Here is a 19,679-nt window from a genome sequence, read left to right as displayed (position 1 = left end):
GACTCGCATTGGACGGATGTTAGATTCCATGCCGGACCGGTCGACAGACCTTTTGCTGCGCACATCGCAGCATGTGAACCAAATGTGGAAGGCTATGCCCTCCACGTCCTTTCAGCTACGACATTGCCGCATCGCCTGCGACTGGCGTATGAGTGTCGGCCGGTCCACCTTACTTATGTCGAAGCTGAAACTTCTCCAAGACTGCGCTGGCCTTCATGACGTTGCGCATTTGCTTGCACTCAAGCCAGCCCATCTTGCGTACAACCTGTACAAAAAGGCAGACGCCACAAAGTACAAAAAGTTCGACATACCGAAACGATGCGGTGGCTCACGGACCATCTGTGCTCCGATTGCGGACCTTAAGCACATCCAGCGGCAGCTTGCCGATGTGCTGCTCGATTGCCTGATCGAGTTGAACATCAAGCACAACCGACGAGCATCCCATGGGTTCATCACCGGTCGTTCAATACTCACGAATGCCCACCAGCACCGAGGCCGCGCGTATGTGCTGAATCTGGACCTGCAGGATTTCTTCGGCAGTATTAACTTCGGTCGTGTGCGGGGATTTTTTATCAACGACAAGGACTTTGCTTTGAAGCCCGCAGCGGCAACAGTTTTGGCGCAAATCGCATGTTTCCAGAACAGCCTGCCACAGGGAAGCCCGGCCTCGCCTGTTATCTCGAATCTCATCGGAAACGTGCTCGATGTTCATCTTATAAAGCTTGCACGTCGGAACGACTGCGTCTACACCCGATACGCAGACGACCTCACGTTTAGCACTAACCTCCCGACCTTTCCTGAGGACCTCGCGCTCGTCGAGGGCGGCGCGTGGGCCATAGGAGCCCCGTTGGCGAACGTGATCAAGCAGTCAGGATTCGCTATCAATAGCGCGAAGGTGCGGATGCAGTATGAGGACAGTCGACAGACAGTCACTGGCCTTGTGGTGAATCGCAAAGCAAACACTGCAGCAACCTATCGCTCATCGCTGAGGGTGATGGCAAGAACCTTGTTCCGCACAGGCTCATTTACGCATGACTCGTTGATCAAGGACGCCGCCGGCAACCTCACCAAGAAGGCTGAGCCCGGCACCGCTGAGCAACTGCAGGGGATGCTGGCCCACATCAAGCACGTCGATCAGTTCAATGCGGACGTTCGAGACAAAAAGGACACTGGGACACCCGGAAGAGTCCGGCTGTTCAAACGTTTCTTTCTCTTTAGCCAGTTTTTTTGCGCTCCGACGCCGGTGATTCTGTGCGAAGGAAAGACCGACAACACATATCTGCTTCACGCACTGCGCTCACGCGCAGCAACCTTCCCTGAGCTTGCCTCCGTCAGTGCGGCAGGCGAGATAAAACTCCTGCTCCGCATATTCAAGTACGTCAACAGGAGCGCCGGCAAGACGCTGAATCTGAGCGGAGGCCAGGGCGAGCTGAGCAAGTTCATCGCGGCGTACCTTGACGAAGTGTTCAAACATTTCAAGGCGCCGGGAGTTTCACAGAATCCTGTGATCTTGGTCGTTGATCACGACGACGGTGGCAAGGGCCCCTACGCGGCTGCAAGCAAGGAAATGAAAAAGCATTTCGACATGCTCAAGCCTTTCGAGCACGTTGCTGCGAATCTTTACTTAGTGCCGTCTCCATTGCCGGTCGGTGCCACGTCGTCCTGCATCGAAGAGTGCTTTCAACCGGCCACGCTGGCTACAACGCTCGGTGGCAAAAAGTTCAACTACAAGAGCAAGCAAATCAACGAGGCGAAGGAGTATGGCAAGGCGTATTTCGCCGAGCATGTGGTCACACCGAACGCAGCCACCATTGACTTCAGCGGCTTCGATCCGCTCTTGGCTCGAATCAAGGACGTAGTAGCCCACTATGCAACGATGCCCAAGTAACGCCAGTCGAACTCAGTCGTAGCTTGCGTGCTTGAGTCCATCCCTCAACCCGGAGCCGCTGGCGCCCCTGACACAGTGCGATCTTCCCTTGGGAAACCATTCGCAACCGTAAGGCTCGTCACTCCACACCGCCTCCCTCTGAAGCAGGTGTAGAGGTCAACCCGTCAACGTCCGTTTGCAGGTCTGCTATCAGCAGCGTTGCTTCCCTACAGCCGGTCGCTCGTGAAGGACTGCACTCAGTCTTGAAGCGAAGTTGCCAGGGTCTGTTTTCGCGAGTTGCCGAGCGAAGTCCGAGGCAAACTGATCTGTGGTAGCGACGTCGCCAGTTGACAGTCTTTCAGTCTTTCTTCGGAATTGACTCCTTCTCTTCAGAATTTCTCGGGCCTTGCGTTGTGACTGCATAGGTTTTTCCTGCTGCCACTTGCGTAGGGAAACTGAACGAACCATCCCCTTCAACGTGAACCAAGCTCAGGCCGTGCACCCGGAGACCGGGCCCAAGCAGGTCCCGGATAGGACGGTCTCGAGTGCAAAAATTCGCGAGGATTCAGTCGAACACCAATCAATCTTATCCGGCTAACCCGGTATTTGTCCGAATCGTTCGTTGATCCACCCGGTCATTGGTCAGAGCGGCTGGGGAATGCCTTCCCGAGCCCGAGCAGCCAGAGCTCGCAACTCACTAAGCTCGTCTTGAGCCGCCTTTCGGACAGCGTCACGATCTAACGGCGCCCCGTCCTCAAACAACGATTCGACCCAGAGCCCGCGGGTGTCAAAAGTGTCCACTGCATAGTCGAGCCAGCTCGCGTAGCCGCTCGGCAGAGGAGGAGCATTTTCGCTGTTCATTTGAGGTCCTTACTTTCGAAATGGGACTCAAGGGCCACCTGCCTCGCTCAGCCGCTCAGCAGCATTCAGAGCGACATGGAATCGCCCCAAAAGCGACCGCGTCGAGCGACTGTTCCTGACTGCAAGCACTTCGTTAATGGACTGTCTCAGACACCAATGGCAAGAAACAACCCACCTTAGGTCGGTCCAGCCCGCAGACAGCCTCAAATCAAGTGCTGGCGTGACAGTTCTTAATTTGAATGACCGTTCTTATTTATACGAGCATCAACACACACACACACCCGGATCGTTTCCATCGATGGAGTTCCGGTCACACTCTTCGCCAGGTTCCAAAGCTTGTCCACATTTGATGCCCCGAAGGATTCCTCTCATCGCCTTTCGCGACTGGCCCTCTGAGGTTCGCTCGTTCAGGTCGAGAAAGGTTCCTGTGAGTCAACCGCCCGAACGAACACGCCTACCGCGAGTTCACATTTCGCGGAGGTATCTCGGCAGTCCGCTCAACGCTTGCCGCAGCGCGACGCCTGTCGTTCAGGTGCGCGAGCAAGCGCGCCTTCAAGTCTTCCCGGTCGGTGGCTGGCGAAGGCAAGCTGGACACGAAGCGATCGACCTCACTCGCAAGCTGCAGGTCTCCTTGGCTTCGCAGCTTGCCGGCCACCACACGCCATGCGCCCACCACTTCGGACCGCGTCGCCAACAACCTGTCCCTACCGCCCTCCCAGACCGCGCCGCCCTTCTGAATTTCCTCCGCCACGCTCTGCAGGCGGCGGCGCATGAAGCTCGAGACGGCCGGTGCTCGCTCAACCGTCTCATTTCTCGCATCCTTGGAAACCCGCAGCTCACGCAGGCGATGATGAATCGGGTCCTTGAAACCCTTGCGCGCGCCCCGCAGTTGTCTCGGCGTCGCGTTGGCAGCGACGCCCTCCTCCCGCATCAGGGCGGCGAACTGCTCCCGCCATGCACGCAGAGTGTCCTTGCGCACGTACAGCCGCCGGCCCGGCTGGAACTCGTGGTTGCATTTGACGACGAGGTGCACGTGGGGATGGGCTTGATCGGTGTGCAGCACCAAGGCGTATCGATACTGGAGCGCGAAGTTTTCGCGCGCGAAACTTCGCGCAGCGTTCAACACTTTTTTGGGTGGGGTGCCTGCCGGCATCGAGAGCACGATGTGATGGACCAATTTCGCGCGTAAGTCCTTCGCGCCTGCGGCAGGCTTCGCTATGTAGTGGCTTCGGCACAGGTCGAGTTGCCAGTCTGCGATCAGCCCATCAGCGACCGTCCGACCTTGCAGCGTGACTCCTTCGTCGGTCTCGACCTGGAGCTTTCCATGACGATCGATGTACTTCAGGTGCGCTCTGGCAGCGCCTGTATCGCGCGCGCCACCCGAGACCTTCACCAGGACCTCTGCCGCGCGGCCCACTGTTCGCTTGACCTGCTCGATCTGCTCCACACTGAGCGTCGCACGCGCACCCGGACCGCGGCGGCCGTAGCTGACGATGTCGAGCTCCATCCCTTCCGTGCGCGGTAAGGTGACGATGCGCCTAGGCACGTCCGGCCTCCCGGCTGATCAGGTTCGCGCGAACGACGGACGCCACCGCGTCGCCGACGCCTTCGATGACACGGCCGACATCTGCCCACGGCGCTTGCCCGTCGGATTGCGCGATTGAGGAGCCCACAGCATTAGCACCAAGCGAGCGGAACTGGCGGTGGAAGGACGCCAAAAGTCCGGCCGCGCAGCGCAGCTCCTCCAACTCCTTCGGTGGCATTACCGGCGTACCTCGGACGTGGCTGCGCACGAGCATGGTCACATAGCTCGCGGTCTTCATACGGCGTGATGCTGCCCGCGCGTCCGCGAGCGCACGGTCGCCTGGCCGCAAGCGAAGGGTGAGACGGTCATTGGCGCGACCCGCATCAGATGCGAAAGGCGGTACCTCAGCCGCATCGCTCGGTGAGTTCGACGCGATCACGTGTTCGACCAGTTGCGCGAGAAATGCGGATTCAGTGAGGCCCTGACGCGCGGCCAGCGCGGCAAATCGAGCCTTGGTATCGCTCGAAGTCCGGGTGCCGATGACGACGGATCGAGGGGCGTTGGGCATGGTGAACGACGAAACGTTAACAATGTCTGACGCCAGTCTATCCTGCCATCAAAGCCAAACAAGGCCTCAGCGTTCGGCATGCCGAACAATTGAAGTCCGCGCTCCATCGTCACGCTTCGCGCACACGACTGGGCGATCGTGCAGCCCCGCCAACGCGACCATCAGAGTGAGTGAGTGGCATTGAGCGGGTCGACAACGCAACGCATCGCATTGCCTGCAACCTTGCATGTTCGGCATGCCGAACAACTTCGGCCGTGCTCCGCCAACGTGCTACACGACGCAGGCAACTCGCAAGTGTTCGGCATGCCGAACAGCGATCAACGGCAAGTTGGCGTCGTGGCACTGAGAAAGCTGGCGAAATCGATCGCGCTTCGGGTTTCAGCCCTCGGATGTTCGGCATGCCGAACATCTCTCTCGAAAGAGTCGGGCGGGTCACGGGCACGCGATGAGCAAGTGTTCGGCATGCCGAACACCGACGGCCGTCGGCCGAACAGCGAATGCGAGCCGGCGGCCGACACCATCGCTCCAGGCTGCCCGGTAGCCAAGCAACGCGCGCGACCGGAGGTCCCGTCGCTCATCCTTCGCATGAACGCATGTGCGTGTGTTCGGCATGCCGAACGCTTGGGCGAAGGCGTGCGTTCTCGCGTCGCGAAGAGCCTCACCAAAAGAAAGGCCCCGGGGCGCGAACCGCGGGGCCAATCCACCAAGAGATGGTGGAGGAGACATTCGAAGCACCGTCACGGAGCACAGGGACGGCCGGGCGGCGCCTGACATGACGCACGCATGGGGCGTGCCGAAGTGTGCACCAACCAACACCTTGCCTGCAAATTCCCTCGTTGTCAAAGGCGATGGCGCTCGAACTCGCGGCCGGATCTCACAGGACCGGACTGCACGCAAGACGGCCTGGCACCAAGGAAGTGACGAAGCGACACATCCCGGCGGACTGCGACTGACGGCGCGGGCGACGAGTGACAGGGTCGCATCGCTCGGCACGATGCGCCGCGTGTTCGGCATGCCGAACACGGGCGCCCAGGCAAAGGCCCGTCCCGAGGGACGGGCTGGACTTCGGGCGCCACGGTCAGCGCGAGGGACGTCGCGCCGCCCTCCCCTGGCGGGCCCGCTGCACGCGCTCCAGCGCCACGCGCTGCTTTACCGCCGTGTAGTAGCACCAGGCAACATCGACCGTCTCCGTCGATCGCAGGCCCTTTGCGCGCAGTTCGATCACGCCGCCCACGAGCGTCACCATCACGGCACGGAGCCCTCGCTCGCGCACCATGGCTGAAGTCTCCCGGGTGACGGGCTTGCAGGACTTGGTCGCCATCACTCGCTCCAGCGCGAGGCGAGCTGTCGCGCTCGCTCGACGTGGTGCTCGGCCTGCGCGAGATGCTCTGCGATCGCGACGAGATCCGCGTCGGGCGCGTGCCGCTCACGGGTCTGCTCGACGCCGAGCACGGCGAGTTGCAGCAGCTCCGCGCATTCCCGCGTTCGTCGGCACAGGCAGTGCCCTTCGAACGGACTCAGCACCGGACGCGGCGTCGCCGCGTCGCCGGCGTGGCGAGTGGGATTCGGCAGGGGTGCGCTCGTTGTCATCGCGTGGGCTCCTTTCCGGTCTTTGGCTTCGCAGGCGGCAAGGGGTACTCGCGAGCGGGCAACTCGAGCGGCACGGGCGGGAGCTCCTTGAAGCTGCCGATCTGGGCCTCGGTCAGCACGGGCTGGAACCTGCTTTGGAAGGCGCGTTGCGGTGCGGGCGCGCCGGCATCGGAACGGAACAGGGCGATCGCGGCCAGCCCGGCGAGGGACAGCACAGCGGCCGACAGGATGAGAGGGGTCCGGGTCTTCATGAAAGTCTCCTTCAAAGTCGAATGAAACGGAAACGGAAACGGCGGTCCGCGATCGCGATGAGGCCCCGCCGATCGGGCGGAGCCTTCATCGGTCATGCGTCGTCGTCGGGGTCGGGCGTGGCGGTGGCTGGCATCGCTCGCAACGGGCCGGGCAGCCAGCGCGTGCCTTCGAGTTGCCGTGCGCAATGGGCGGCGAGTTCACCCTTCTTCATCTTCGCCATGACCGCCGTCGCACCGACGCCGGTGGCCTCCTTCACGGCTTCCAGTGCCTGGGCCTTGCTCACGCTCGACAGGTAGGTTGCGGCAGTGGGCAGCCACCAGTCGGCCATGTCGACGCCGAGCGCCTCGGCCAGAATGTCGCTGTGGTCGCGGGACCGGCTGCGCGGCGTGATCGCGTGGATGCTGCGCGCCGTGCAGTAGGCGAGCAGGTCCTGCAGGGCGGTATCGGGCTGCCCGAGCAGCCACTGGAACAGGGCCGCGGGAGAGCCTGGCAGGCGGTCGCCCCATTCGGTCTCGGCCTGTGAGAGCAGCGTCGCGGCGGGGCTTGACGCATAGTCGCTGGCGTCCTGCGACAAGGTGCTGTCGCCGGTCACCCGGACCGTCACCTTGACCACGTCGTTGCCGGTACCGTAGAGCCCGAAGACGGTCTCCGCCATGCGATGGACCAGCGTGACCAGGGCGATGCGAGGGTTCTGCATCAGCGCGGCCTGCAGGGCTGCGGTGCGGTGGGCCGTGAGATCGCGCATCAGCCGTTCGCTGAAACCGGGCCGGGCGGAAGGGGAAGCGACCGCGTCGCCCTCGTCCTCGTCCTCGTCCGGGTCCAGTCTGCGCGCGCGGTCCGGGCCCAGGTCATCGGCGGGACGCACGAGCCCGCGCTCGATGTGCAGGCCACCCCGGTGGTCGAGGCCGGCCATCGCACCGCTTCGCGCCTTCTGCTCGGGGCGCCAGGTCCGCAGTGCCTGGCGCAGACGGGAGAGTTCATCAGCCGTCGCGTCGATCGCGTCCGCCATCTGCTGCTCGAGGTTGTCGAAGTCGTCCGCATCGGGGTCGACCTCGTCCTGAAGCTGGTCGTAGGCGTCGGTCTGCTCGCGCAGCCGGATGGCCAGGGCCTCGAGCGCCGCCGCCTCGTCGGCGGTGGGTTCGCGTTCGCTTTCCGGCTCTCGCGTGAAGCGACGCAGGGCGAGACCATCGGGCTCGATCGCGCACTCGACCCAGGACCATCCTTCCTCGTGGAGTGCGGCGGCGACGCCGCGCAGCTTGTCGACCGCGAGCGTGTGCAGCAGCGGCAGGTTGTCGAGGTAGATGCTGCGCGGATCCTCGCCGGAGGCGAACAGGTCGCGGCGCACGCCGCCGCCCTCGGCCTCGTAGGCATCGAGACCGACGAAGCGCGCGAGGCGGCTGTCGGCGGTGCAGGCCTCGGCGGTGATGACCTCGCGGATGCGCCACGCGCTGCGGTCGCAGGGACGCAGTCCGTCCCAGAGGGCCTCTTGCGCTGCAGGATCGTCGACGAGGGCCAGGGCCTGCAGCTGCTCGCTGCCGATCTCGTCGGCCCGGTAGAGGTCGATGAAGCGCGTCGAGAGTCGGGCCAGCTTGAGGCGGCGCTGGACCGTCAGTGGCGACACGCCGAAGCGGTCCGCGATCTGGGCGACATCGAGTCCGTCTTCGTGGACGAGTCGCTGGAAGGCCTCGATCTGGTCGGCCGGGTGCATGGCTTCGCGCCCGCTGTTCTCGGCGAGCGACACCTGGACGGCCCGGTCCGCTTCGAACAGGGTGCAGGCGACGGGTCGATCCGCCGGCCATCGCCCTTGCGCCGCGAGCATCTGGATCGCCTGCAGTCGCCGCCCTCCGGCCACCACGGCATGGCGGCCATCGTCCTGCGCGATGACGCTCAGGCGCTGCAACAGGCCTTGCGCATCGATCAGTGCTGCGAGTTCGGCGAGGCCATGCGGAGGGCTCGCCTTGCGCACGTTCGCCGTGCTGAGGCACAGCCGGTCCAGTGGCACGAGCAGGTCGCGTGCCGGGGCGTCGGAGGCCAGACGGTGCGGGTCGCCGGCGGCGACGTCCGATCCGCTCCGCTTCGGGCTTCCCTTGCGCGCGCGCACGCCCGTGTTCTTCCTTGCCTTGTCGATGACGGTCATGACGGTTCCTTTCGATGAATCAAACGAAGTGATGCCGGGTTCCTAGATTCGGAGCCCTTCGTGAAAGGGTTCCGGGACGCATCGGCCGCCGACCCGGTGCTGGCCGCCGTTTTCCTGAGTTCTTCGCCCGGGGGAGAAGCGGCGCGCGCTGGGACGGCGGAGCAAGGGGGAAGCATTCGTAACGCGTGAGCGTTATGAACACCCCCTTGCAGGCGCAGCCGGTCAGCCGGCACCGCGCTCGCAAGCTCCCCGGGGACAGCGAAGGGCTCAGGCAAACGGCAGCCCGCCGGCGCCACCGGCGCGTCCCGCAACCGCCGCGCGGCGAGCGCGCCCAGGCGCCGCAGGCGCCTCTGATCAGGGGTAGTTCGAGGGACGCAGTCCCTGCGCCAGGGATGCGCAAGGCGGCCGCAGGCCGTCCCCGGGAGGGGATGAGCGCGCAGGCGCGAACCTGGAGCAGCCCGACAGCGGCGAAGCCGGTGGGGCGCCCGCCAACGTCAGGCGGCAGGGGACGATCTTCATTTCGGCAGGCAGCGACATCCGCCGGTCGACGGCCGGGATCGACCTCTTCGCTGCAGCGGCTCCGCTCGCAGCGCGCGGCCTATCGGGCCGCGCGCAGTCAGCGACGAGATCCGCGCGCGCCCGATCCCTGGCCAGGCCGCCTCGCGCGCAGGCGCGCCGGCGCCAGCGACATGCAGCCGCTCCGGCCTTCGGCCGCCAGGCCGAGGCCCCCTTGCCCTATGGCCAGTTGCCAAGGCGCCGGCGCGGGGCTTCCAATGACGGCCTCACGGCTGGGGTGAGGCAAGGACGGACATGTCAAGAATCTGCGGCCAGGCGAAACAGGCTGGGACCGGCAAGCTGGTCAACTACGAGGTCGAGATCGAGCACGGGGAAGGTCGTGCGCACTACAGGGCAAGGGTCCTGCTGGTCGGCGGGAGCTGGCATGAGATCGATGCCGCCCTGGTCAGCGGACCGACCCAGTCCGACCGGACCCGGCGGATGCTGCAGCGGTTGCTGGTTCAGATCGACGGCCTGGACATCGACAGGCTGCATGAGGAAGCAGCGCACCCCGGAGGCGACTGGCGCAGCGAGAACGCCAAGGGTCCTCGGGCGCGATGACGGCGCGCGCTCCCGGGGGCTTCGATCGGGCCGACGCGAACGGAAGGCCGTCATCGCCGCCGCGACGCGCGAGAAGAAACGACGGTGATGTCCGCGGTAGAGCCCCGAGCGCGAGAAGGCGTCGATGCAGGGGTTGACTTGCACTTTCCGATGCCGGGGCATGGCCTACGGTCGGCACGCTGGACTCGTGGCCCGTGGCAAAGGTGGCAAAGGCGGCCAAGGTGGCAAAGGCGAGGAAACCTCCCTGTTGCGACCGATGGCCGTTGGCAGCGCCAGGCGCTGCATGTCGGTGATGAAGGTGCACAGGGTCGTTCTCCTTGAACGGTTGCGGGCGGAAGTGCCCCCGTGACCGTCGGCGGGCACGCCGCAGCGCAGCGCTCGAGGTTCGAAGACGGCCTCGGGCCGCGAGCGCACCGCGGGTGCGCGCCGACCTTGACCGCGAGAACGGCGTGGCAGCCTGAAGGGAGCGGCAGGTCCGCCACCTGCCCACGCGCTCACTCGCCTGGCCCGCCCTGCCCTCGCGCGGTGTCGCGCCGGGATCGGGCGGGAGCGATGCAGGCCCGGAGATGCGAATGGCGGTGGCAAGAGAGAAAGCCCTGCCTTGTGGGGCGCGCGCGGCGCCCCAGATAGGCAGGAGACGCCCGGCCTCCGTCCCCGCGAAGGCGGCGATTGGCGCAGAAAGACGAATCGACGCCTTCGCCACTTTCCTCGCGCCAGGCCGGAACGCTGTTTGCTGGAGATTTGCCATGCTCACGACAGACCAGAAGGAAGCGATCCTGCGCAGGGCCGGGGTGGCCGTCCCGGACTTTCCGTCCGGCCCTCCTCGGTCGAAGGCGCAGGAGCCGGACGCACGCGGCAACGCCGCGTGGTCCGGGAAGCGATCGGTGTCCGAGTCGCGTCGAGCCGCGATCGGGCAATGGGCTGCGACGATCGATGCGCTGTACGTCGAGTACGTCGCGAGGCGCGCGGCCAAGAGCCTGCGCGATGCCGAGGAAGCGCGCCAGCTGAGCATGCTGCGCCTGGCGGGGCAACGCTCGGGAACGTGAGGCCGGCTCGCTGGAGGCGACGCCACGCGAGCCCACGCGACCCCAGGCCGCGTCGTGGCGTCGTCTACAGTCTCGTGCGATGACCCGCACTCCCGATCCGACGAGCGATTACGCACATTTCATCGACGACCTGAAGCGGCGGGTCGCCGCGGCGCGCCTGTCGGCCGCGCGCGCGGTGAACCGCGACCTGATCGCGCTGTACTGGGACATTGGCAAGGCCATCCTGGACAAGCAGCAGGCGCTGGGCTGGGGCCAGGCGGTCGTCGAGCAGATTGCGCGCGACCTGCGGGCCTCGTTTCCGGGCACCCAGGGCTTTTCGGCGCGCAATGTGTGGGACATGCGTCGGCTGTACGAGGCCTACGCGGGCACGCCGTTTCTGCGACAGCTTGTCGCAGAAAGCCCGGGCACGCCGCCGCGCCGCGCCGGGCGTTCGGCGGTCGCGGCCGGCGTCGAGCCGGGGCTCGGACTTCTGCGACAGCTTGTCGCAGAAGTTCCCTGGGGCCACCACCTGGTGGTGCTCGGCAAGGTGACCGAGCCGGCCGAGCGCCTCTTCTACCTCCGGGCCGTCGCGGCCTTCGGCTGGAGCCGCAATGTGCTCCTGAACCAGATCAAGGCGCGGGCCTACGAACGCTCGTTGTCCGAAGGCAAGAGCCACAACTTTCCGGTCGCGCTGCCGGGGCACTTGGCCGAGCAGGCCGAGGAAGCGCTCAAGAGCAGCTACAACCTGGAGTTCCTCGGCATCCGTCAGGCCGTGAAGGAGCGCGATCTGGAGAACCAGCTGATCGACAAGCTGCGCGACTTCATCCTCGAGCTCGGCTATGGCTTTTGCTTCATCGGGCGCCAGCACCGGCTCACCCTGGGCCGCAACGAGTACTTCATCGATCTGCTGTTCTATCACCGCTTCCTGAAGTCGCTGGTGGCGATCGAGCTGAAGATCGGCAAGTTCGAGCCCGAGTACGCCGGCAAGATGGATTTCTATCTGAACCTGCTCAACGACAAGGAGCGGGCGCCGGACGATGCCCCCTCGATCGGCATCATCCTGTGCGCCGAGAAGGACAACCTCGAGGTCGAGTTCGCGCTCAAGAGCAAGTCCAACCCGATCGGCGTGGCCGAGTACCAGCTGCAGGGCAAGTTGCCGGCCGAGATGAAGGGCAAGCTGCCCTCGGCGCGCCAGCTGCAGGAGGTCGTGCGCGCGGCCCTCCCTCGCCCGGGTCCGGCGGGCGGGCGCTGAGCCGCGAGGTCGCGCGCGACCGCGCGCGAGACCGCGGTCGGGCCGCCGCGAATCGGGGCGGCCGGTGTGCCTCAGAGCAGTCCCCGCTGCGCGAACGACAGCGTCTGGGCGCCCGCCACCACCAGGTGATCGACCACCTGCACGTCGACCAGCGCCAGGGCGGTCCGCAGCACTTGCGTCAGCACGCGGTCGGCGTGCGACGGGTCGCTCGACCCCGACGGATGGTTGTGGGCCAGGATCACGCCGGCGGCGTTGTGGTGCAGCGCGCGCTTGATGATCTCGCGCGGGTAGACGCTGGTTTGGGTCAGCGTGCCGCGGAACAGGTCCTCGAAGGCCAGCAACGCATGGCGCGCGTCGAGGTAGAGCACGGCGAAGCTCTCGTGCGCCTGGCCGGCGAAATGCAGCTGCAGGAAGTCCGCGACCGCCTGGGGCGTATCGAACACCGAGCGATCGCCGAGCTCCTCGGAAAGCAGCGCCTGCGCGAGCGCCAGGCCGGTCACGAATCGCTGGCAGCCCGGCAGCGACGAGTCGCGCGCAAAGCGGGCCAGTTGCCGCAGGGACCGGCCGTTCGATTCGAACAGGTCGTCGGCCTCGTGGCCGAGGAAGGGACGCAGCGCCTCGAGGACGTGGCGTTGCTGCGCGTTGAGGTCGGTGGATTCGGTCATGGCGGAACTCCTGTGGATGCCACAGGCGGGATTGCCTGCGGGCCCCGCACCGACCCCGCCGCAGCGCAGCGCTCCAGGCCGCCGAAGGCGCGCGGCACGCGCCGAGCCCGCGCAGCGGGCGCAGGGCCTTGAACGCGAGAACGGTGGGGTAGCGTGAGGGCTCACAGGCAAGCCCTCCCCTCCTCTCCCCTCCTCTCTCATGCCCCTGCCCTACCACGCCTCCCGCTTCCACTCCCTACCTACCTCTGCCTGCCTCCGCTTGCCTTCCCCTTCTCCCAGGGCTGGCGCATCGCTGGCCGAGGGGTCGGCGACGAAGCGCACGGCGTAGGACACGGGCCACCTGCATTCGAGCTTGAATGCTGCACTGCCGCATCCGATCCCGGCAGACAGTCGATGCATCGGCCGTCGGTCGAAGCGGAGCAGCGATGAAGAACCCTTGGACCAAGAAGAATCCCCTGATGAGCATGTGGCTCAGCGCGGCCAACAGGACGATCGGGTCCGCGCGCGGCCAGGCCACGCGCGCCGCCAAGCGTGAGATCGGCGCCGCGCAGGCGGACGCGACCCGGCAGATCGTTGACTTCTGGAGCGGCAAGACGGCCAGGACGGCGACGAAGCGCAAGCCGCGCCGCTGATGGCGCGACGCAGGAAGGCCGGCGGTTGGGCCGGCGTGTTCGCGCGCAGCATGCAGGCGCTGACCAGCAGCACGTGGCGCACGGGCTCGGCGGCGGTGAAGCAGGCGGTCCGGCCGGTGCTCGACAAGCGTCGGCCGCCGGCCGGTCCGGGCCAGTGGATCTCGGGCGTGGCGGTCGGCGCGTCGGGCATGCGCCGCTTTCGGCTCTACCGCCCTCCGGGCATCGTGTTCGGCGAGCGCCTGCCGCTGATGGTGATGCTCCACGGCTGCGGCCAGGATGCGAAGACCTTTGCGACCAGCACGCGCATGAACCGGATCGCGGCGCGCGAGCGCTTTCTCGTGCTCTATCCGGAGCAGGACCTGGTGTCGAATCCCCAGGGCTGCTGGAACTGGTTCGACACCGCGTCGGGTCGCGCCTACGGCGAGGCCGCTTTGATTATGAAAGCCATCGACCAGGTGTGTCTGATGTATGCAGTGGATCGCGCGCGCATCGCGGTGGCGGGACTTTCCGCGGGGGCCAGCATGGCGGCATTGCTGGTCGCGCGGCATCCGGAACGCTTCGGTGCGGTGGTGATGCACTCGGGCATTCCGCCGGGGACCGCGCACTCGCCGCTGTCGGCGCTGGGCGCGATGCACGGGCATCGGCCGACCCGGCCCCTCGCGGACAGGGCGGCGGCCAGGCCGACGGCCTGGCCGCCCTTGATGGTGATCCATGGAACGCGCGACAAAGTGGTCGCGGCCTCGAATGGCCGGGCCGCCGTGCAGGTGTGGGCGGATGCGGCGGGAGCGACGCCCGCCGGCCCGCGCAGCGTCCAGCGCGGAAAGCGCTACGCGACGAGCGTGACCGACTTCAAGCGTCGCGGCCGCACGGTCGCGACGCTCGTGGAGATCGACGGGCTCGGACACGCCTGGAGCGGTGGTGCGGCGCGCCAGTTGTACAGCGACGGCCTCGGGCCCGATGCGTCGCGCATGGCCTGGGCTTTTGCGGCCCGGCAGTTCCGGGCGTGAAGGCATTGTCTCTTCGTCGATGGAACGGGTGCCCTCCCCCGGCCAGGTGCTGCGCACCTTCAGGCAGGCGGACGTAGAACGCCGCGGCTCGCAGGTCCCGCTCGTCGAGGTCTTCGATGTCGAGCGGGCGAGGCTCAATGGCCGCGTCTGCCCTTGAGGAAGTGACGCATCAGCGTCATGGCGGCGGCGCCGCTCGCCATGGCGATCAGCGTGGCGCGTACGGGCTGGTCCGCGATGTAGCCCGCGCACGCCTCCTTCGAGTGCTGCATGCGTTCGCCCAGGGCCCGGGCCCGTTCGCCCACGGCGCTGACGGCATCACGCGCGGAGGACCGGCCGGACCTGATCGCGTCCGTCGCGAGATCGCGCGCGTCGTTGGAGAGGCCCCGGACGGTGTCGAGCGCCTCGCTGCCGGTCTCCTTGGCATCGGCGAGGCTCGCGCGAACCGACCGCGCGGCCTCCCGGCCGATGCGCTGGCCTTCTTGGGCATGGCCTTGTGCGGCGAGGACCGCATCGTGCCCTGCCTGCCTGGCTTCTTCCGCAAGTTCGGAGGCGGTTTTCACGTCGTCAGATGCCATGGACGGCTCCTTGTGCTGGTTGTCGATCACCGGATTACTTCCTTTGACCCTTGAGGTGTTGTTCCACCGTGGCGGCATGCGTCCCGACAGCGCGCACCGCGGCCTGGAGGACCTCGGGCGAGACGCCCAGCTTCCGACCAGTCCCGCAGCTCGTAGTCCTCGTGGATGTTGATGCGCGTGCGGTCCTGCCCGCCGGGTTGGGTCTTGTCGTCTGGCATGTTGGCTCCTGGTGGTGGGTGGCGCGGTCTGGCGCCGGAAAGAGGCTCCACTTTCGGGGGACAGCGATGCGAGGAGGGCCAGTGAAGGGCGAACGCGCTTGGCAGGCCAGTCCGACACCGGCATGACGTGGCCGGGCTCGCCCGCCCCGGGCTTCAAAGCAGGCCTGCGGCTTGCGCCGAGTCGAGCACGTTGCGCGTCAGCTCCCGGACCTGTCCACCGATGTCCGACGATGGCGACGCCACGAAGGTCGTGCTCCATACCATGCGTCCATTGCGCACATCGGTGACGCGCCCCGTGGCCGAGAACCCGGTGCTGCCCCAGCCACCCCCGACCGGCGCGCTCAGGCCGATGCCGAAGCCACTGCTGCGTCCCCAACTGGAGCCGCCGATTCCGACGGACATGCCGGAGCCCGTGGACATCGCCGCGGGCGACAGCGACAGGACGAAGACCGTATCGGCGCCGACGGCCGTGGCGCTGGTGGCCAGCTGGGCCTCCGACTCGCGCGCGTTCAGGGTGGTGGCCACCGGGGCCATGACGGGATTGACGCCTCTGGCCGCCAGCGCTCGGGCCAGGTCGTCCTGGCAGGGCTGGCGCATGAGGAGATCGAAGGTGTCGCACGCGATGAGCACCTTGCCGCCTCTGAGAATGCCGGAGTTGGGCCCCAGCGTCGGATCGACCCATTCGCCCCATCGCTGCGGCGCCGAGACGCATGCAGCCAGCGTCAGCGCGGCGAGTGCGGCGCTTCGTCGGAGAAGGGACCAGGTTTCCATGTTGCCACCCCGAAAGTCAGGTCAGGGCCTGACGGTCCGCCTTTCAGTGCAGCGCGACTGGAGGAAAGATCGCTCGATTGGAGTAGGAAGATGCCGTGACGAGCCGCGAGGGGCCCGAGCAAGGCGATGGCTGGTGTCCTCTGGGGCGAAGTAGCGCGCCAGAGCGAGCGTCATGACGCGGGATCGCCAGGTCTCGACTGGCACGGTGTGCCAGTGCGCGCACGACCAGAAATCGGCGTCGCGCCTTGCGCGGCGGATCCTGGCCGTCGAGCCGGTCGGTTTGCCGTCGAGACAGGCGCTCGCCGCGACGAGCGCCCCATGCGCCGCATGCGCCAGCGACGCCGCCTGCGACGGTGCAGCAGCATCGAAGAAGGTGGCGTAGAAGGTGGCGTAGAGGGTGGACACCTCGAGCGACAAGCGGCAACTGCGCAACCGCGCGGTGTTCGCAGGGCGCCGGCTGCGCATCGAAGCTGCCGCGCGGTCGAGGCCGCCACCATCGCGACGGCCGTGCCTTCTGCTGGAAGCGTCAGGGCGCCGGTGTCGCGTGGACCGCTTCGGGCGCCGCCGGCGGCGGGCTCTTCACCGCAGCGGCCTTGCGCAGCGCGGCTTTGGGCCCGGTCTTCTTGCGCGCTGCGGGGGCGGCCGCTTTCTTGGGCGGCCGGACAGGTTTCGAGCTTGCCGCCGAGGCCTTCGGGTCGGTGCCTTTCGTCGAGGACTTCGGCACACCCGTCGCCTGGGTCGAAGCGGCTTTCTTCGCCGGTGACTGGGTTGCCGGCCGTGTGACCGCGTGCGCAGACGCAGCGGCAGCGGATGCGGCGGGCGTCTTCACTGCCATCTTCTTCGCGCGGGCCGCCTTCGTCGGAGCGACCGTGGCCGGTGCAACCGCAGCGCTGGGGGATGAGGCCGCGGCCGGGGTGGTCTTCTGGGAAGAGCCTTTGGCCGTTGCGACCGACGGGACCCGCTTGGACGGGACCCGCTTCGACTGGATCGAACGGGTCGGCCGGGCTGGAACGCGCGCGGCAGGTGCCGCGGGGACGGCGGCGACGGGTGCCGGCGTCGCGCCTGTCGCGAAGCTCGCCAGTGTCCGGCCGGCTGCCATCGCCTGGCGCAGCCAGGCGGGCCTGGGACCGCGTCCGGCCCACTGGTTGCCCTTGCCGTCGCTGAACCTTGCGCCGTTGGACGCAGCGCCAGCCTTCCCGTTCGTCTTGGGCTTCTTGCGGGCCGCAGGCGACATGGGCGCGGAGATCGACGCGAACTTCAGATCGCCCGCCGTGAGGCCGTACTTCGCAATCGCTGCATTGATCTTCGCGATGGCGCCCTTGGCTTCGAGCGCCAGTTGCTTTTGGGCGGAGGCCTGGAGTGCCGCGATTTCGCGTGCCAACTGGGCGTAGGTCTTGGTCATGAAACGATCAGAAGTGGAAAGGCTGGAGTCTAGTGAGATCTCGCAGGCCCATGGGCCCGCGCCGGGATTGATTGGAAGGTGGCCGAACCTGCGGCCACTGCCCGGGATTCATTCGTCCGCGGGCAGGATGCTTGACCCGTCGAGCGCCGGCATCTCCCGGGCCAGGATGTAGTCGAACGCTTCGCCCGCGTGCCGTGCGGCCGTGAAGATCGCCGTTCGATCGTTCCTGAGCACCTGCAGCCAGCTGTCGAGGTATGCGGCATGCCCTTCGATGGACGCGTCCACGAGCCCGCAGTGTCCCATCGCGAAGGCAGAGCCGAGCTCGGCGACCAGTTCCTCGAACGCGTACGCCGCATCGCCGAAGCGCCGACCAAACGCCCGGCTCAGGCGGCTCGCATGGCCTGTCCAATGCACCAGTTCATGCAGGGTCGTCGCGCAATACGCCTGGGCGCTGGTGAAGCGCTGGGGCCAGGGCAGTCGGATCTCGTCCAGTGCGGGCAAGTACATGGCCCGCTCGAAGCCATGACGGATGGTGGCGCCGCTGCCTCCGAGCAGGCGGCACGCCGCCTCCACCGGCGCCCAGGCAGGCACCGGTGCTTCGCCGCAGGCGTCGACCACCTCGCGGGGCAGCCCGTCGATCTGCGCCACGTTGAAGACCCAGAACGGCAGGCACTGCAGCATGCCGTCGCGTCGGGCTTCTTCGTGATCGCCCGCTTCGTCGACTTCCGGACTGCTTTCCGCATCGCTCCTTTCGGCGCCGCCCTGGCGTCCCTTGCGTTCGAAGTGGGCACACAGCACCGCGCGCTCGCCCTTGCGCACCTGGGCGCCAAGGCTCGCCGCCTGCTTGTAGGTCAACCAGACGTTCGACGCGTAGCCTTGCTCGATGGCTGCATCCCACAGCAGCAGCACATTGGCCCCGTGATACGGCGCACCCGTCTTCGCGTTGCGAGGGATGCCGCGTGAGGCCGCCCGTGTCCAGCGCTCCCGGAACACATTGCCGCCCTTCTCGAGCATCGCAATGATGCGGTCGGTGACGGCCTGACGTACGTCCATCCGGCTGCCCGTGCGCCCTGCGGAACTCTGGCTTTTCAAGGCGCCTGCTTTGGGTGAGTCCTCGGGGGGTACGGGGGGAACGCCCGGGGCTGTTGGGCTGTTGGCGGTGCGCGCCTTGCGCTGACCGGAGGAGGGAGTTGCACGCATGGCGAAGCCTTTCTGCGGGGGGTGTGCCGCGGGGGTTGAACATCTGCTTTCGGAGCCGCCTCGACGCATGAAGAGCGAGCAGCAAGGGCCGATGTCCAGGGACCGCCCGGAGGCCGCAGCCGAGCGCAGCGAGGACCGGGTGAGGACGGAGGCGTTGCCCGAAGCCCTGGACAGCGGACCGAGCGAGCTATGCGTCGATCAAGAGGTGGCTCTGAAGGCAGAGGTGCCGCGGCACGCACCGTGGACCACGCGGGCACACCGCCCGGCAGCGCGGGGCCGCAGGCCGTTCGGTCTTCCTCTGCGACGCAGAGGCGCGAGTCACGCATTCACGACTTGGATCGGCCGCGCACCGCGTGGCCTGATCGAGGACAGCGCGCGACAGTTCGCTGCCGCGCGCCACGCCGGGTCAAGTCGAAGGCCATGCCGCCGGCACAGGCCGGCGGCAGGCGCTCAGGCCTGGATCCGCCCGGCGAGTCGCGCCTCACGCGCGTAGGCGCTCAGCGCTTGCGTGGCCCGGAAGTGCAGGTCCTGCTCGATCGGCAGGTTCATCAACCCGCGCACCACGGAAAGCCCAGCCAGGCTCACATGGCCCAGTTCCGGATAGCCCATGCCCAAATCACACAGGCCGAAAGCGATCTGCGCTTGGGGCTCGATCTCCGTCAGCAGCCAGGTCGCGCCCGCATCGGGCGTGAAGAGCTTGACCACCGGCCGCGGATCGAAGTCCTGGCCCTGCGCCTGGTAGGCCAGCGCCATGCGGCCATTGCGAAGCAGCAGTTCGAATTGCGCGTCGGTGATGAAAGGAAAGTGGGAGGCCATGACGCATCTTGTATGGATGCCTCCCGGCGATAGGTAGTTACCCGCCGTCGTGTTGTGAAGAAGTCGGCTGCTGCCTTGTATCCGGCCTCTTGTGTGGGTTGCCGAGTTGCCCCGATTGCCCCACTGGCCCCGATGTAATCCGCTGACGAGCGCCTCATCTCCTTGACGGACTTTTGAAGTCCTATGTGTCATTCAGGGTT

General features: G+C 66.6%; 18 protein-coding genes and 2 pseudogenes. 6 read left to right on the top strand and 14 right to left on the bottom strand.

Going from position 1 to position 19,679, the window contains the following annotated elements; all coding sequences use genetic code 11:
* The first annotated feature begins 175 nt into the window (after window positions 1–175).
* The gene (locus tag QTI24_RS28405; RefSeq protein WP_286605030.1) at window positions 176–1,888 is read left to right on the top strand and encodes a retron Ec67 family RNA-directed DNA polymerase/endonuclease; all 1,713 of its coding nucleotides are present in this window, start codon (window positions 176–178) and stop codon (window positions 1,886–1,888) included.
* Between the two features lie 1,294 nt (window positions 1,889–3,182).
* Here the strand turns inward: QTI24_RS28405 and QTI24_RS28400 are convergent.
* From QTI24_RS28400 to QTI24_RS28375, 6 genes are all read right to left on the bottom strand, one after another.
* Window positions 3,183–4,235: a relaxase/mobilization nuclease domain-containing protein gene (locus tag QTI24_RS28400; RefSeq protein WP_286605029.1), complete on the bottom strand. Its 1,053-nt coding sequence runs from the start codon at window positions 4,233–4,235 to the stop codon at window positions 3,183–3,185.
* Window positions 4,236–4,266: 31 nt separating this feature from the next.
* Entirely contained in the window at window positions 4,267–4,821 is a 555-nt protein-coding gene (locus QTI24_RS28395; RefSeq protein ID WP_286605027.1) for a hypothetical protein, read from the bottom strand.
* A 1,078-nt stretch (window positions 4,822–5,899) separates the two neighbouring features.
* Complete coding sequence (locus QTI24_RS28390) at window positions 5,900–6,142, bottom strand: hypothetical protein (protein ID WP_286605024.1); 243 nt, start codon at window positions 6,140–6,142, stop codon at window positions 5,900–5,902.
* Window positions 6,142–6,411: a hypothetical protein gene (locus tag QTI24_RS28385; protein ID WP_286605023.1), complete on the bottom strand. Its 270-nt coding sequence runs from the start codon at window positions 6,409–6,411 to the stop codon at window positions 6,142–6,144. Before QTI24_RS28385 ends, QTI24_RS28390 begins: the two co-directional genes overlap by 1 nt.
* Complete coding sequence (locus QTI24_RS28380) at window positions 6,408–6,662, bottom strand: hypothetical protein (protein WP_286605022.1); 255 nt, start codon at window positions 6,660–6,662, stop codon at window positions 6,408–6,410. Before QTI24_RS28380 ends, QTI24_RS28385 begins: the two co-directional genes overlap by 4 nt.
* Before the next feature lie 92 nt (window positions 6,663–6,754).
* Window positions 6,755–8,800 carry a ParB/RepB/Spo0J family partition protein gene (locus QTI24_RS28375; protein ID WP_286605020.1) on the bottom strand — a complete coding sequence of 682 codons (2,046 nt, stop codon included), beginning with the start codon at window positions 8,798–8,800 and terminating at the stop codon, window positions 6,755–6,757.
* A gap of 810 nt (window positions 8,801–9,610) precedes the next feature.
* Here QTI24_RS28375 and QTI24_RS28370 point away from each other — a divergent pair.
* From QTI24_RS28370 to QTI24_RS28360, 3 genes are all read left to right on the top strand, one after another.
* Window positions 9,611–9,916: a hypothetical protein gene (locus QTI24_RS28370; protein ID WP_286605019.1), complete on the top strand. Its 306-nt coding sequence runs from the start codon at window positions 9,611–9,613 to the stop codon at window positions 9,914–9,916.
* Between the two features lie 746 nt (window positions 9,917–10,662).
* The gene (locus tag QTI24_RS28365) at window positions 10,663–10,962 is read left to right on the top strand and encodes a hypothetical protein (RefSeq protein WP_286605017.1); all 300 of its coding nucleotides are present in this window, start codon (window positions 10,663–10,665) and stop codon (window positions 10,960–10,962) included.
* A 79-nt stretch (window positions 10,963–11,041) separates the two neighbouring features.
* Window positions 11,042–12,193 (top strand): PDDEXK nuclease domain-containing protein, encoded by a 1,152-nt coding sequence (locus QTI24_RS28360; RefSeq protein WP_286605015.1) that lies wholly within the window; start codon window positions 11,042–11,044, stop codon window positions 12,191–12,193.
* Between the two features lie 71 nt (window positions 12,194–12,264).
* Here QTI24_RS28360 and radC read toward each other — a convergent pair.
* Window positions 12,265–12,684: pseudogene (gene radC, locus QTI24_RS28355) on the bottom strand (RadC family protein); the annotation flags it as partial.
* A gap of 599 nt (window positions 12,685–13,283) precedes the next feature.
* Between radC and QTI24_RS28350 the strand changes: the two are divergent.
* Together QTI24_RS28350 and QTI24_RS28345 are read left to right on the top strand one after the other, a co-directional pair.
* Entirely contained in the window at window positions 13,284–13,490 is a 207-nt protein-coding gene (locus QTI24_RS28350; protein WP_286605014.1) for a hypothetical protein, read from the top strand.
* Window positions 13,490–14,497, top strand: a complete 1,008-nt coding sequence (locus QTI24_RS28345) for an extracellular catalytic domain type 1 short-chain-length polyhydroxyalkanoate depolymerase (protein ID WP_286605013.1) — start codon at window positions 13,490–13,492, stop codon at window positions 14,495–14,497. The genes QTI24_RS28350 and QTI24_RS28345 overlap by 1 nt, the downstream gene beginning before the upstream one ends.
* A gap of 134 nt (window positions 14,498–14,631) precedes the next feature.
* Here the strand turns inward: QTI24_RS28345 and QTI24_RS28340 are convergent, their stop codons facing one another.
* The 7 genes and pseudogenes from QTI24_RS28340 to QTI24_RS28310 all read right to left on the bottom strand — a co-directional run bounded on the left by QTI24_RS28340 (window position 14,632) and on the right by QTI24_RS28310 (window position 19,479).
* Window positions 14,632–15,072 carry a hypothetical protein gene (locus QTI24_RS28340; protein ID WP_286605012.1) on the bottom strand — a complete coding sequence of 147 codons (441 nt, stop codon included), beginning with the start codon at window positions 15,070–15,072 and terminating at the stop codon, window positions 14,632–14,634.
* Window positions 15,073–15,106: 34 nt separating this feature from the next.
* Window positions 15,107–15,290: pseudogene (locus QTI24_RS28335) on the bottom strand (DUF3606 domain-containing protein).
* A 153-nt stretch (window positions 15,291–15,443) separates the two neighbouring features.
* Window positions 15,444–16,061, bottom strand: a complete 618-nt coding sequence (locus QTI24_RS28330; protein WP_286605011.1) for a hypothetical protein — start codon at window positions 16,059–16,061, stop codon at window positions 15,444–15,446.
* A 21-nt stretch (window positions 16,062–16,082) separates the two neighbouring features.
* A complete protein-coding gene (locus tag QTI24_RS28325; protein WP_286605009.1) occupies window positions 16,083–16,478 on the bottom strand; it encodes a hypothetical protein in 396 nt (131 codons plus the stop codon).
* A 109-nt stretch (window positions 16,479–16,587) separates the two neighbouring features.
* A complete protein-coding gene (locus QTI24_RS28320) occupies window positions 16,588–17,463 on the bottom strand; it encodes an H-NS family nucleoid-associated regulatory protein (RefSeq protein ID WP_286605008.1) in 876 nt (291 codons plus the stop codon).
* A gap of 108 nt (window positions 17,464–17,571) precedes the next feature.
* Entirely contained in the window at window positions 17,572–18,555 is a 984-nt protein-coding gene (locus tag QTI24_RS28315) for an ArdC family protein (RefSeq protein ID WP_286605006.1), read from the bottom strand.
* A 558-nt stretch (window positions 18,556–19,113) separates the two neighbouring features.
* On the bottom strand, window positions 19,114–19,479 hold the full coding sequence (locus QTI24_RS28310; protein WP_286605004.1) for a DUF2958 domain-containing protein: 366 nt from the start codon (window positions 19,477–19,479) through the stop codon (window positions 19,114–19,116).
* Between the last annotated feature and the right edge of the window lie 200 nt (window positions 19,480–19,679).

The organism is Variovorax sp. J22P240 (genome assembly GCF_030316855.1).
Classification (GTDB): domain Bacteria; phylum Pseudomonadota; class Gammaproteobacteria; order Burkholderiales; family Burkholderiaceae_C; genus Variovorax.
Note: the sequence above shows the minus strand (reverse complement) of the source record. Positions and strands in the feature narration are given on the sequence as shown.

Bases quoted from the DNA above. Each gene is read 5' to 3' on its own strand.
- QTI24_RS28405 (WP_286605030.1), top strand. From the start codon at position 176: ATGTCGAAGCTGAAACTTCTCCAAGACTGCGCTGGCCTTCATGACGTT.
- QTI24_RS28400 (WP_286605029.1), bottom strand. From the start codon at position 4,235: ATGGAGCTCGACATCGTCAGCTACGGCCGCCGCGGTCCGGGTGCGCGT.
- QTI24_RS28395 (WP_286605027.1), bottom strand. From the start codon at position 4,821: ATGCCCAACGCCCCTCGATCCGTCGTCATCGGCACCCGGACTTCGAGC.
- QTI24_RS28390 (WP_286605024.1), bottom strand. From the start codon at position 6,142: ATGGCGACCAAGTCCTGCAAGCCCGTCACCCGGGAGACTTCAGCCATG.
- QTI24_RS28385 (WP_286605023.1), bottom strand. From the start codon at position 6,411: ATGACAACGAGCGCACCCCTGCCGAATCCCACTCGCCACGCCGGCGAC.
- QTI24_RS28380 (WP_286605022.1), bottom strand. From the start codon at position 6,662: ATGAAGACCCGGACCCCTCTCATCCTGTCGGCCGCTGTGCTGTCCCTC.
- QTI24_RS28375 (WP_286605020.1), bottom strand. From the start codon at position 8,800: ATGACCGTCATCGACAAGGCAAGGAAGAACACGGGCGTGCGCGCGCGC.
- QTI24_RS28370 (WP_286605019.1), top strand. From the start codon at position 9,611: ATGTCAAGAATCTGCGGCCAGGCGAAACAGGCTGGGACCGGCAAGCTG.
- QTI24_RS28365 (WP_286605017.1), top strand. From the start codon at position 10,663: ATGCTCACGACAGACCAGAAGGAAGCGATCCTGCGCAGGGCCGGGGTG.
- QTI24_RS28360 (WP_286605015.1), top strand. From the start codon at position 11,042: ATGACCCGCACTCCCGATCCGACGAGCGATTACGCACATTTCATCGAC.
- QTI24_RS28350 (WP_286605014.1), top strand. From the start codon at position 13,284: ATGAAGAACCCTTGGACCAAGAAGAATCCCCTGATGAGCATGTGGCTC.
- QTI24_RS28345 (WP_286605013.1), top strand. From the start codon at position 13,490: ATGGCGCGACGCAGGAAGGCCGGCGGTTGGGCCGGCGTGTTCGCGCGC.
- QTI24_RS28340 (WP_286605012.1), bottom strand. From the start codon at position 15,072: ATGGCATCTGACGACGTGAAAACCGCCTCCGAACTTGCGGAAGAAGCC.
- QTI24_RS28330 (WP_286605011.1), bottom strand. From the start codon at position 16,061: ATGGAAACCTGGTCCCTTCTCCGACGAAGCGCCGCACTCGCCGCGCTG.
- QTI24_RS28320 (WP_286605008.1), bottom strand. From the start codon at position 17,463: ATGACCAAGACCTACGCCCAGTTGGCACGCGAAATCGCGGCACTCCAG.
- QTI24_RS28310 (WP_286605004.1), bottom strand. From the start codon at position 19,479: ATGGCCTCCCACTTTCCTTTCATCACCGACGCGCAATTCGAACTGCTG.